13 protein-coding genes are annotated in these 12,952 nt (G+C 31.6%); 5 read left to right on the top strand and 8 right to left on the bottom strand.

Annotated elements, in window-relative coordinates; translation table 11 throughout:
- Positions 1–118: 118 nt before the first annotated feature.
- Entirely contained in the window at positions 119–388 is a 270-nt protein-coding gene (locus tag F1Z66_RS04460) for a hypothetical protein (protein ID WP_149862410.1), read from the bottom strand.
- A gap of 792 nt (positions 389–1,180) precedes the next feature.
- Here F1Z66_RS04460 and F1Z66_RS04455 point away from each other — a divergent pair.
- From F1Z66_RS04455 to F1Z66_RS04445, 3 genes are all read left to right on the top strand, one after another.
- Positions 1,181–1,465, top strand: a complete 285-nt coding sequence (locus F1Z66_RS04455) for a hypothetical protein (protein WP_149862409.1) — start codon at positions 1,181–1,183, stop codon at positions 1,463–1,465.
- Between the two features lie 6 nt (positions 1,466–1,471).
- Positions 1,472–1,774, top strand: a complete 303-nt coding sequence (locus F1Z66_RS04450; protein ID WP_149862408.1) for a hypothetical protein — start codon at positions 1,472–1,474, stop codon at positions 1,772–1,774.
- 551 nt (positions 1,775–2,325) lie between these two features.
- Entirely contained in the window at positions 2,326–2,649 is a 324-nt protein-coding gene (locus tag F1Z66_RS04445) for a hypothetical protein (protein WP_149862407.1), read from the top strand.
- Between the two features lie 508 nt (positions 2,650–3,157).
- Here F1Z66_RS04445 and cax read toward each other — a convergent pair.
- The 3 genes from cax to F1Z66_RS04430 form a co-directional block, all read right to left on the bottom strand.
- Positions 3,158–4,258, bottom strand: a complete 1,101-nt coding sequence (gene cax, locus F1Z66_RS04440; RefSeq protein ID WP_149862406.1) for a calcium/proton exchanger — start codon at positions 4,256–4,258, stop codon at positions 3,158–3,160.
- 641 nt (positions 4,259–4,899) lie between these two features.
- A complete protein-coding gene (locus F1Z66_RS04435; RefSeq protein ID WP_149862405.1) occupies positions 4,900–6,132 on the bottom strand; it encodes a zinc-dependent alcohol dehydrogenase in 1,233 nt (410 codons plus the stop codon).
- Positions 6,133–6,158: 26 nt separating this feature from the next.
- Positions 6,159–6,674, bottom strand: coding sequence for a DUF892 family protein (locus tag F1Z66_RS04430; protein ID WP_149862404.1), 516 nt, complete (start codon positions 6,672–6,674; stop codon positions 6,159–6,161).
- A gap of 346 nt (positions 6,675–7,020) precedes the next feature.
- On the opposite strand from F1Z66_RS04430, the gene F1Z66_RS04425 reads away from it, so the two are divergent.
- Complete coding sequence (locus F1Z66_RS04425) at positions 7,021–7,338, top strand: hypothetical protein (protein ID WP_149862403.1); 318 nt, start codon at positions 7,021–7,023, stop codon at positions 7,336–7,338.
- 50 nt (positions 7,339–7,388) lie between these two features.
- Entirely contained in the window at positions 7,389–7,631 is a 243-nt protein-coding gene (locus tag F1Z66_RS04420; protein WP_149862402.1) for a hypothetical protein, read from the top strand.
- Between the two features lie 197 nt (positions 7,632–7,828).
- Here the strand turns inward: F1Z66_RS04420 and F1Z66_RS04415 are convergent, their stop codons facing one another.
- From F1Z66_RS04415 to F1Z66_RS04400, 4 genes are all read right to left on the bottom strand, one after another.
- On the bottom strand, positions 7,829–8,299 hold the full coding sequence (locus F1Z66_RS04415; protein WP_230207448.1) for an NUDIX domain-containing protein: 471 nt from the start codon (positions 8,297–8,299) through the stop codon (positions 7,829–7,831).
- A 345-nt stretch (positions 8,300–8,644) separates the two neighbouring features.
- Entirely contained in the window at positions 8,645–9,592 is a 948-nt protein-coding gene (locus F1Z66_RS04410; protein WP_149862400.1) for a cation diffusion facilitator family transporter, read from the bottom strand.
- A gap of 1,501 nt (positions 9,593–11,093) precedes the next feature.
- The gene (locus F1Z66_RS04405; RefSeq protein ID WP_149862399.1) at positions 11,094–11,426 is read right to left on the bottom strand and encodes a hypothetical protein; all 333 of its coding nucleotides are present in this window, start codon (positions 11,424–11,426) and stop codon (positions 11,094–11,096) included.
- Between the two features lie 36 nt (positions 11,427–11,462).
- Positions 11,463–12,296, bottom strand: coding sequence for a hypothetical protein (locus tag F1Z66_RS04400; protein WP_149862398.1), 834 nt, complete (start codon positions 12,294–12,296; stop codon positions 11,463–11,465).
- Positions 12,297–12,952 lie beyond the last annotated feature (656 nt).

The following is a 12,952-nucleotide window of genomic DNA, read 5'->3' as shown; positions in this document are numbered from 1 at the left end:
AATTTAGCTTAAAATAGGCTATTAGAAATTATTATTAACACATTTGTATTCGCGACCAATTGTTACCATTTATATTAAAAAAAATTGAATTTTTTATTATAATTATTGAGTATATAACTTATTTCAACAATCCCCCGATTACACCAGTAGCTTTATCTTTTAAAGATGATCCGCTAGAAGTAGAATTATCATTTCCTGATGATGATGATGATGATAGATTGTTACCTGTTCCTTGACTGTTATCATTTCCACTCAATAACTTTGTTGCCTCGTCCTTAAGAGTGGATAAATCTTGGGCCAATACAGTCTGATCCAATGTTTTGCTCACTAAAGTGGCTGTCAAGATAAATGACAGTGCAAATGTTGCAATGACTAGAGATTTCTTCAAATTTAATCAAATTTTGTTGTTCATGATCTTATTTAACGGGTATATCAATACACGCATGATTAAACTTATGTATCATCTAATAATTCCTATTTCAAATTGGGAATTAAATTTTTTTTGATACGAGAGTAACACCTGGATTCTGCATAAGGTCAAATAAGAAGCAATTACTTTAATTACCAACAGTTTATTTCCTAATGGCGTGAGAAGGGAATATAGATTGGTTTGATATAATAATAAACAATAGAATTTTTTTGCTTGTATAGTACAATCGGTTTAGCGAGATAAAACATCTCAATAGATGATTAATGTCAATTTTTCAAACACATCTAAAAGAGCATCCCTGGGCCGCAATTTTACGAAATACAATCGTGATTTTGATAATCATAGAAAAAAATACTAAATGAGATATTGAATCCAAATTGCCATTAGGGTATCAGTTTTTAATTGCCCTTGAAATTGGCTCCCTGTTAGTATATTAGTGATTCGATTTTGCATATTCATAGATCTTTTTCTCATACTTATATTATTTTGATTATAACCCTTAACAGATATATGAAATTTGTTGTCTAATTTCACCCACAAATGACTTTATTTATCAAAAAATTAGGTAAAATGAACATTTGTATATTGTTTTTCAAAAGTAATCTATTTCTTCCTACAAAGTCTTACATTTCATAACACTGAACAAGTACCTGGTTTTATCTTTGTATAAAGAATGGAAAATAAAAATGGTAACGAAATTCAGATTTTAAAGGTTTTTATCCTTTTATAATATGTTCTATATGACCATGCATGAGTATAACCTCTAATTTTGCTTCTACGCAAAAGATACCGCGAGAGGCCATGCAAATTAACAAGCTGACCAAAAGTATTGCAGGATATCTAGAATTAAGTGCTTTTAGAAAATCTGATCACCATACAGGGTATTTTTGTTATAATTGTATCTATTTTATAAAGCCTAATCACTGTGCAATTGTTACTGATGAAGGACAAGATTTACATGGAAATATATCCAATGAAATAGCACCACATGGTATATGTTCGCTTTGGACACCCAACAACGATGAAATAAAGTGAAACAAAATGTCTGACAAAAATATTATTGAAAAGGCCGCAGATGTGGTAGGAAATATCACCAAATTTCAAAAGCAATCAAAGTTGCAATCAGGCTATATGGAAAGAGAAGAGTTCAAGGATTCTAATCTGCATACAGGTTATTTTTGCTACAATTGTATTTACTGGATTGACTCAATGGGAGGAAGATGTATGATAGTATCTGATGAAGGTCCAGATGTATTTGGCCAAGTATCAAAACTAATCGCTCCTCACGGATGTTGTAATGGATATGAACCAAATCCCGACAAACTCCAAGAATATAAAACATAAAATAATACGATAACGTATATAGTGGCAGTTAGATGCGAATATAATTATTATAGCATTAAAGATTCATTTCTATTTAATGAAAGTAATAGAACTAACAATAAAAAAACAATAATAGTAATAACATCCTGTAAATTGCAGGTTCAAAGGAGAACTATCACGATTACACAATCAAACAAAATCTCAATTATCGATTATCTTCATGGATAGAGATCTTTGGTATTTACTACTAGTGATATTGTCAAGATAAATTAATTGCCAGAAATATATCTATGTCAATATTACAATTTTGTCATGCCAAATTGCCCTAAATACTTCTGATGCAGATAAAGATTTGAAAGAACAAGAGAAATCTATTTCGTTGTTTTCAATAATTCGAAATTTGTGACGACAGAGAAGAGTAATAGACTACCATATTCTTTTGATTTTGAATATATGTCCCTTATTTAGGATTTGAAGTCGCTATGTATACAATTTTAAATAAATCCATAATAAATAATAATTAAAAGATCAAGTCTATACTATATTTAATATTTGTTGATCGCTTTACTATTATGGCATATACAATAGGAGAATTTTCAGACAATCATATACCTTTTAATTATTTCCAATATGCGAATAATACTCACGAATTGGTAATAGATGTGAAGGGACAGATTATCAAGTTACAACCTATTAATACCAATACGGATCCAAATTCAAGTGATCACCATATTGTATTTACTCGCTCTGAATTGCAATTTCGACACTATCGTATAGACTGTAGTGAATCGGACAAAGTGATTTCGATCTATCATGAAGATTCGGTAGTTCTAAGATTTTGCTATACAAGTTATTTTCATATCAATAGGAAGGAGTACCAAGACATTCAACAATGAGATCATTGTTTCCGTGTCAGGTTTGTTAGATCTAATTGCAAGTCCACTTTTGCATATATACCTTAATCGAGTATATTTTACAGACAAAAAAACAGGTTTTACTAAATAGTACGAAATAAAGATAAAATTTCGGTCGAAAGTAGATTTACGAGATTATTTTCGAGGGAAATCTTAAGCCTATTAATCCATAACTGATTTGTAATATCATGCTATGTTTTTACAATATTTTTTGAAATGTTTAAGCATCATATTTGTTCCCGGTGTAAATTATGGATATGTTTATCTAGTTCTTTCTCACTTTGGGCAGCATAATTACAAAACATACAAGTCTTTTTATCCTTGCGTTGTTGAATGTAATCTGCGAGGCGCATTAACAGCATAGTAATTCCCCACATATTTAATTATGCACATAAAAATATTTAATCTTAATTATTTTACCTCTTTTGCAATATTTTTACTTTGAATAATAAAGTGTAAATATCATCACCATATAGAAAAATTAGAAAGATTATCCGAGAAAATAGAATCCTAGTGCAATTACTATGTATACTGCAGTAAGCATTACTCCTTCAAACCAATTGCTTTTTCCGTCATGCGCTATTAAATTAAGTATAATTGCTGCCAAGAAAAGAGTTACCAATTCATATAATGTAAATTCTAGTGTGAAAGGCTGATCTAGAGCTATTCCTGCAAAAACTAGGATCGGGACCACAAAAAGGGCGATTTGAGTACCTGACCCAGCAGCAATACCAATAGATAAATCAATTTTTCCCTTTCTGGCCAAAAGAATCGCACTACTATGTTCAGCCGCATTACCTACAATACCGACGATAATGGCACCAACAAACATTTCACCAAAACCCACATTCTTGCCTGTTTCTTCTACCGAGCCAACAAGAATTTCACTTACTACGACTACACCAAGCATACTAAGTCCAAGTATCAAGAATGATTTTCTTTTTGTCCAATGTTTTATTTCCATACTAGTTGAAGTATTATTTTCATTTGAATGTGCGGTGTATGTAAATAGATACCTGTGTGTGACAAATGTAAAAATTATAGCAGCTGCATAAACAAATATTAAAATAATAGCAACCGAGTCACTAAGAAGTTGAATTTTTGTTTCTCCATTAACCGAATCTGATTGAAATACAGTTATTGCCAACAAAGTTGGTATCGCCAAGCCAATGATAGATAGAAATATCATTGAGGACTGTAGGCCAGCATTTTCCCGATTAAAAGATTGTTCTTTATGACGGAGTCCGCCTACTATCATGCTCAAACCAAATATAAGCATGATATTTCCCAAAATAGCACCTATGATAGAAGCTTTTACAAGATCTATTAAACCTGCACTTATGGCTATAGTACCTATAATAATCTCCGCTGCATTCCCAAAAGTTACATTTAGAAGAGATCCTACTGTAGATCCATAATGAGAAGCTAAATGTTCTGTGGAATCTCCTATTAGCTTTGCCAAAGGAATCAGCGAAATTATGGACACTAAGAAAAGTAGAGTAGAATCTGACCTAAATTGATCCAGAAAAAAAGAAATTGGTGCAAATATTAAGAATAGATATAGAATTGAGGATTTGTTAAATTTTGTCATACTTATAAAATCTATTCATATATCTTTGTCTATATATATAAAATAAGGCTAGTGAATCTTGTTAAATAGACAAAAGTAATTATCTCGCTAATAGGAACAATCTTTCTAATAAAATTTGATCAAAAGAACAAAGTACAAATATTTAGATCATAAAAATGGTAGAAATTAGACACAGAGGTATTAAAAAATCCAGTCCATCGCAAATTCTGTAGATTTTTATAGTTCAGATAATAATAGGTTAATTCCAGTAAATAAGTGTTCTACATATAGTGACCTAAAGCGAAAGCTCTGACTTTTTAGGCATAAAGAGTCAGAGCAGCTAGTCATGAAAGTCAGTGATGTTTTTTTTTGCAACAAAGTAAATTGTCACAAGTATATAAAATTCTGGAAATTTGCAATTATTTTATGATATTGTGAGCAAAGTTTCAAAAGAGGCAAATATAATTATTAATTCACTACATAAGCTAATATTACGTTTGATTTCATTTTTACAATATTATCTAAGCAATACGTCATTATCTCATTTAATTAGACCATATAACCGAAACAACGAAAAACACTTTTTCACATTCGCATATTTCAAAAATTTTTAATATACTACTGATTATAAAAAGATTGATAAAGCATTTTTTGGCTTTTCCCTAAGGCTTTAATACAATTTTGGTCGCCTCATCCTTACTATTATTGAACATTTCGTATGCTTTTGGTCCATCTTCCAACTTTGCTTTATGACTAATTATTTTGGTGGCATCTATTCGCCCGGTCTCTATTAAATGTAATAGTTGTTCATTGTATTTCTTTACCGGGCATTGACCCATATGGATTTGGAGGCCACGGTTAAAGAATAGGCCAAGTGGAAATTGATCATATGCAGAGCCATATACCCCAGGTATCGAAACGATCGAGTTCTTTTTTGCAGCTTGAGCCATCCATGTGATTACTTGTAATGGATTAGATGGTTCATAACCAGGATTTGATACATTTTCATGACTATGATAGGGGCCATTTTGATGTTTTTCCTTACTATGGTTATTGTTTTTATCATTGCTAACTTTAAGCATGTTACCCTCTCTACTACAAATATTTCCAGCCATGTGTCCTACAGCTTCATATCCCACCGCGTCAATACAAATTACTCCTTTCTTATTAGTTTCTTTCATTAGCGTTTTCATCGGATCTTCATTGTCAAAGTTAATTATTTCAGCCCCCAATTCTTTTGTTTTGTTCAAGCGATTTGGCCAGTGGTCTATCGAGAATACCCTGGCAGCCCCCTTTAGAAAAGAACTCATGACGGCAAAATAACCCACTGGTCCTGCTCCGAAGACTGCGACATCATCACCTGGTTGAACATTCGCTATATCGGCTCCGAAATATCCTGTTGGAAATATATCGCTTAAAAACAATACTTGTTCATCTTTGGATATACTATCTGGTACCTTGAGATTAGCTTCAGTATTTGCAAAAGGAACTCTGACATATTCTGCTTGTCCGCCATCATATCCTCCTAATAGTTGAGTATAGCCAAAGGTTCCACCTAGTTCTCCTTTAGGATTAGATCTGTCGCACTGTGACCAAACTCCCTTACTACAAAAAGAGCAATGTCCACAACTTATGTTAAAAGGAATGACAACTCTGTCGCCTATCTTGACTTCATGAACCGCAGGTCCGGTTGCTTCTACAATGCCCATAAATTCATGTCCTAGTGTTTGCCCCGGCTGCATTCCTAAAACATTTCCATGGTATAAATGCAAATCCGATCCGCAAATTGCTGTGGACGTTATTTTTAATATAATATCCTCCTTATCTTGAATTTGGGGTTTTGGTTTGTCATCTATTCTAACGTCCATGGGTCCATGGTAAACTATAGATTTCATGTCGATGAAGCGGTTGCTATAGCAGACTATATCTGTGGCCAAAGTTGTGCAAGCATTCCTGGAGAGTTGGTCTTTATCCAATCCACCATGGACTGTTCATCTTTTAAATTTAGCGAGAGTGGTTCTATTGCGTTCATAAGTACACCACCAGCTATCTGAGCCTTTTGTAATAATGCAAGATAACAGCCAACTTCTGCATTCTCCACAATCATATCATATTCCGATTTTTTTAATTCCCATTCTTGCATGGTCATAGAGCTATCCATAACCTGTTGTATGGATTGTGGATAGGTAGGAAGTGGTAATCCCAATTTTTCTGTAGTCACATTTCCTCCCAAATCTGTTATTAGTTTTTGTAACCTTTGCTGATGTTGTTCACTTTCTTTTAAATGATGCTCTAATCTCTGTTTTGCTTCAGGTATACTGACCTCATTAATTCGCGTTTGCAATCGTTCTACTCCTGCATTCTCCATTGCTAAAGCACTATTTAGCTCAAGAATGAATTTCTGAGTCACAATTTCATTTGAATTGATCTTTTGCACAGGAATAAATTAGCATCATATAATTTAAAGGCTGATCCCTAGAATTTTTACATTATATTAATGAGATATTTATTTAAAAATAAACAAAGAATATGGTTTTATAACCTTAATTTTTTAGCAAGAGACGCAGCGAAATAAATATTGAAGAAGATAATAAAATAAAATACGATTGATAAACCGAATTCATTACTATAAATAGAAATGTTGTTGTTTAAACCAATAAACATGGCAAAGGAAATTAATCTTTTGTTTGAAAACGATCTAAAAGATAACAAAAAGAAGGATTTTTTTATTATTTATAGGAAATATAATGATGTAAATATGCTTTGGATGGCTAACTATACTTATGGACTCATCACCTATTCACATGCATGAAATAGTTAATCTAGGATACGGTCTAAAACCAAAGTTTTATACTGATGCTATCATTGTTATTAAGGAATTACCAAACATAGATTTTATATTATCATACCATTTTCATGGAGATCCTTTTGACCAAGATGCAGAAAGAGAGTTAGATACATCATTATTGATTGTTACTGCATCACATGTAGCAAAACAACTAAGAAAGCAAGTTTTCCAACATAGAAAAATTAGAGAAACGAGATACCTTAACAGTAGTGAAAGGCGACGTAAAGGTCAAAATAATTTCTACTCCAAGTAGGCATGAATCACTACCAATATCATATTATTTTCTAAAGTAATTGAAGTATATTGGACTTTATAGGTAGTAGGAATCAATTAATCAATCAATCAATAAAACTACACATAACTGGCCACACATTAGTTTATGACCATATAAGGGAAATATCAAAACGGTTTAGTGATATAGACATAACCATTTTGCACCTTGTTGGAGGTGATAGAATATTAGAAATCCGTGTTACAATGTATGTAAGACAAGGTCTTTGTTTAAAAAATAAATCTGAAACTAGCTATTCTGGTACATTACAATGATTATGACGTATTTAAATCCCCACTAGACGATTTTAGTAGAGAAATTTCTGAAATCGGGATTGTCATAGAGCACATTTTCTTGGGATTTGTTTAATTTTAAGTTTCAGTGACAATAATAATTGCAGTTTATGATAATTTAAAAATCAGACTTTTTTCTTTATAAGAAAGATTCAATTATTAAATGGTATTATTCCCAGTTAATTTTTGGAAGACCAAGAGGTTTGTTTTGATTGCCTCCATGCTTTATAATCTTTTAGAATTTTCTTATGGTCAAAACCAAAATCCTCCTGATCAAAGTCATCAAGACTGATCCATTTTGTGCTTGCAACACCATCACCAGATATTGGTTCCTTAACCTTACTATTAGAAGATATGTTACCAATAAACACGGTCGATATAATATGACCTCTAGGGTCTCTGGCAGGATCAGAATACACGCCCAATATATTATCCAATTCGACATCCAATGACGTTTCTTCCTTTACTTCACGTTTAGCAGCATCTTCAGCGGTTTCACCCTTTTTCATAAATCCACCAGGAAAAACCATTTTACCTACAAATGGTTCTTTATTTCTTTTAATAAATAAGACTCTGGAGTCATTATCAATTATTGTATCAACGGTAGGAATAGGGTTTTCACATTCATCTTCTTCTTTGGAGTAGATCACAATTAAAAGTATTTAACAAACAACTTAAATCATATATAGCTTATCTTCATTTAGCATTAATTATTTATCAAGGATATACACAGCATCTGATCCACCATAGATATATCCCTATATTTGATAGAGATAACTCCACGTTTTCTAAAAGACAACTAATGAACTGATAGTCTGGATGTTTGCCACAGACCGAAGTCTGGATGCATTCTGTTGCAAGATTTAGTAACAGTTCATTTTTTCGGAACTTAAGTGTTAATAGTGTAACATCCCTATATCCTGTGATAAAATTCTCCTACTAGCTGCTTTATTATTATAGCAGAATAGAACTTGTAAATTATATTGCCTATATTTCTATTTAGGTCGTTCTAGTTCCACATAGATTTTAGAAGATACAGCATAGGGAATAACTTGTTTTATTGTATTTTCGATTTTATCTATGACTAACTCAATGGCATCGGTGTCAAGATTGTCTATAAGGCTTACTTCTATAGCTATCAATACATCTTCAGGAGCCAAGTGCATAGTACGAATTGAAATAATTTTATTTACTTCTGAAATACCAGATACCGAATTGAAGAGCAATTTATAATCTCTCTTTGAAATAGATTCGCCAATCAGTAATTCCTTGTTCTCTCTAGCCAAAAAGAATGCAAAGGCCATTAACGTACATCCAATCAAAATAGAGCCAACAGCATCATACATCAGATTTCCCGTAATATCTGAAAGGTACAAGGCTATAGCAGCAATTGTAATTCCCAATAGTGCAGCAGAATCTTCTACAACGACGGTTAAGATAGAAGTATCTTTGCTTTCTTTAAATTCTTTAATCACCGACAGGATTGTAAATTTTTCACCTCTATCCTCTATTGCATTCTTAAATAGGCCTAAAGCTATTCTAAGTGCATTTCCTTCAAATACGAACGATATTGCCAATATAAGATAACTTATAGATACATTTTCTAACCTGTGTATTTCACTTCCTAGTAGCGATCCTAACCCTTGTTCCAAAGATAAAACACCTGAAATTCCAAAAATTAGAGTAGCCACGATAAAAGACCAGAAAAATTGCTCCTTGCCATAACCGAATGGATGCCTTTCAGTTCCTTTTTTCTTGCTAGTTCTAATACCCAAAAGAAGTAAAATTTGATTGAGTGTATCTGAAAACGAATGATATGTTTCAGCCCACATCGAAGTACTTCCTGTAAGAAGAGCTGCTATCAGTTTGGATATGGCAATTCCCAAATTACCAAATAAGGCTGCGTAAACAGCAGTTTTAGAAGTACTTCTGCTACCAACCATGCGTAATTATATATCCTAATATATGAAAAATATATAAACAGTAATAGCTTTTTCTAGAAAATACGACTGTTTGTGTTCTAAATATTATTCCATCTATTACTTTGGTTTTTAGAATTGTAATAATATGAGGTCCGATTTTCACAATTCTGACAGTGATAAAAGATATGATATTGATTAATAATAAGGAATGAGTTTATTTCAAAACGAATTGACTATTCTGTAGGTATATTGAATGCCACAGACAGAGTATAGTCGAATTACCTTCTACCACTCATTTTGCAGTAATTAGTTGTGTAACTTTATGATAATATACTAACTTTTTGAATCAATTTTCAGAGCACGTCGGATATATAGTCCATGGTAAGATTTACAATTTTTGTTTAAATGACATACAGTAATGGAATATAATCTTCAGCAGACTAGCGAATTTATTAAATTCTTTTTTAAAACCACTTTCAATATATATGATCATTATATAGATTATTAATCATATTTGCACAAAATAAGTGAACGCGACAGTAAACAAAATCAAATCCAAAGTATCGAAATCCTATTGCAGATACTACAATACAATCACTTTAAATAAAAATTTAATAATTTCAGGAATAGGAGGTTTTATAGCTAGTATCATCATTTCCCACTCTCTAGTACACTATTCTATTGATTCAATTCTCAACTCTGCTTTAACGGTAATTACAGGATTTCTTATATACAAAACGATTTTTGCCATTCTCTTTCACGTCGACAATAAGCAAGCCTATAAAAAAAGATTTTCTAAAAGAAATAATCTTAAGCTACTGAAGAACATATGGATTAGAATTATACTAGTCAGTTCGGTATTTGACGGAATAAATAATATAACTAGATTTGCTCTTATGTCGTACTTATTAAATTTAGATTATTCTGCAATCGAATCCACAACAATTTCATCAATGAGCGCATCCCTTTTATCCTATTTAGTTTTAAATTTAGTGATAAAGTACTTTCGTACATTCAGTATGAAAAAATGAAAAAACAAACATGAGTGAGATGGATATAAGTAAAAAAATATATGATATACTACCTATCAGGTATATCCAAGCTAGCAAATAAATAAACTTTTGAAATTGTGTATATATTTAATTAAAAACATGAGTATTTATACAATTAATAATTCTCTTTTTTGGTATCTATAAAGAGATGTATATACCAAGAGTATATAATTTGATACTTCATGGGAATCTATTTAATTATTGATATAGATAGAGGTAGGTTATTAATATTGAAACCAAATAAGGCAATATAGATCTCAATTAGTAACTATTTGAAAGAATTCTAGATATAATACACGTTATCATAATTATCAGAAGATATTTCATTGTGGGGGCAAAAGCCAAGTCAACTGACAATCCAATTTTTCAAAACATCAGATTCATAGATAACAGTTTCAATTATTATATCAAGAAAATACGAATGTCATTAAAAATCTCAATAATTCAACACAGCAAAAGAAAAAGAAGGGTTAGGCTAGATTTTTGTAATCTTCCTTTTCGAGTTCATCTATTCCAGACAATGTAATACGGAAATCTTTTCCATTATTCGGACTCATGATATAATCTCGCTTGGTTAGTGAAGATATTGCATTACTTGCCATCTTGTTGGTTCTTTGTACATCTAAAGTAATGTCATTTCCAAGCTTGCTAAATATAATTTCTATTAAATCATTAAATGTTAATCTTGGTAACCCGATCTTATAAGCACCGTAAAGTGATGATAAAACTATTGACTCTATTCTTTGGATTATCAAATCATCCTCCTCAAAATCTCTATTGTAATTTGTAGATGATTTAATCATATATGTTATGATAGAAATGAATTAACTTATTTGTAATTATTCTAATTTACCTTCCATCAATGGCTTTATGGGCACATTCTGATTCTCAAGTTTAAGTTTTCTAATAATATCAGATTCTTTCTGTCTGATCTCTTCATCAATATCGATTCCCAAATCGCTTTTAATTACATTCTTACCCTCTCTAGCGCCTATTAGAATAACTTGAGAGTTTTGATAGTCTATTAGATGTGTATCTGATTCCAAAGATACAAACTTTTCTTTTTTGTTAAACTCCTCTAATACTTTTTCTGGATATTTCGGAGGTTCTTCGCTGCTAGGAAAACCCTTTGGTGCAGGGTTTTTGGGATTAATTACTGAGATTATAAAGCTTGCCTCCTTTTCTATCCCTAATTCGTCTTGGGCATCTCCAGGTTCTTGGGGAGTTATCAAAACATATGCGAGCTCGGCATGGCTTTGATGCCTTGCGATGATGTATTTGCCTGCTCCTACAGGTCTTGCACCATCTCCTTTTCTAAACTCGTCCGCAAACAATTCGTTAGTAATATTATCAAGTTTATCAAATATACCCCCAACACGAGCCCAATATCTTTCAGAAGATCTTGCTTCACTTTGCCTCACTTCCGGTAGCGATTTCTTGCCAATTACAAAGAGTCTATAAAATTGCTTTTGTGTTTTTTTAATTTTATAACTGGCCCTATCATATTGTTTGTTAACAGAAGTTATCATAAAAAATCTCCTAACATCATCAATATCTTTTACCTCTGTAGAATTCTTTTTAGGCCTATAAAAAAAGTAAATGTCACCTTCTTCAAGAATACAAGAATCATTATCATTTTGATCATTTGATTCAATTTTTTCTTTTGCAGTCAATTTTCGATTTCCAATATATAATTGAATACTAAAGTATATCAATAAGATAGATTTCCAATTGTTAATTAATATTACCTTATTCTCATATACCTTTTGGCGTCTTTAAATATCTAGCTTTTATTATTAGTAAATGCATTACATTATATCTTTATTATAGCAACATCATGAGTTTCACAACAACTCATTCATTATTTTAATGTGGCCTCAAAAAATCGTCTAAAGACGCACTATACAAACACAATAGAAATGAGGATTCATATAGGTAACAAAACCCCCCTAGAATAAGGTTGGAATGCAATTCATGTCTACATACCAGGATTGTCAAATATGCACCTAGTATTTGTAACATCTTTCAAAATTAATAATAGATTACAGAAGAGATAGTCCAATACCTTTACATTTCAAATGAAAGACATATGGTAGTAATAATAAAAATAATAAAAAGAATGATAATTTATTCTTTATTAAAGAAACATATACTGGAATAGTCATCATCTAAGGTAACTAGTAGTTCAATGATTGATTGATGCTATCTCCATATTTCTCGACATCATTTTTGACCGTTTGATTCAGCATAAACGGATCTTAAACTTGTTGTATTTGAGAAGAATATGTATGGCACCTAGTCTCAGGATTCCAAGTTCTTACGACCTTTC

The organism is Candidatus Nitrosocosmicus agrestis (genome assembly GCF_008389435.1).
GTDB classification, from domain to species: Archaea; Thermoproteota; Nitrososphaeria; order Nitrososphaerales; family Nitrososphaeraceae; genus Nitrosocosmicus; species Nitrosocosmicus agrestis.
Note: the sequence above shows the minus strand (reverse complement) of the source record. Positions and strands in the feature narration are given on the sequence as shown.

Bases quoted from the DNA above. Each gene is read 5' to 3' on its own strand.
- F1Z66_RS04455 (WP_149862409.1), top strand. From the start codon at position 1,181: ATGAGTATAACCTCTAATTTTGCTTCTACGCAAAAGATACCGCGAGAG.
- F1Z66_RS04450 (WP_149862408.1), top strand. From the start codon at position 1,472: ATGTCTGACAAAAATATTATTGAAAAGGCCGCAGATGTGGTAGGAAAT.
- F1Z66_RS04445 (WP_149862407.1), top strand. From the start codon at position 2,326: ATGGCATATACAATAGGAGAATTTTCAGACAATCATATACCTTTTAAT.
- cax (WP_149862406.1), bottom strand. From the start codon at position 4,258: ATGACAAAATTTAACAAATCCTCAATTCTATATCTATTCTTAATATTT.
- F1Z66_RS04435 (WP_149862405.1), bottom strand. From the start codon at position 6,132: ATGAAATCTATAGTTTACCATGGACCCATGGACGTTAGAATAGATGAC.
- F1Z66_RS04425 (WP_149862403.1), top strand. From the start codon at position 7,021: ATGGACTCATCACCTATTCACATGCATGAAATAGTTAATCTAGGATAC.
- F1Z66_RS04410 (WP_149862400.1), bottom strand. From the start codon at position 9,592: ATGGTTGGTAGCAGAAGTACTTCTAAAACTGCTGTTTACGCAGCCTTA.
- F1Z66_RS04405 (WP_149862399.1), bottom strand. From the start codon at position 11,426: ATGATTAAATCATCTACAAATTACAATAGAGATTTTGAGGAGGATGAT.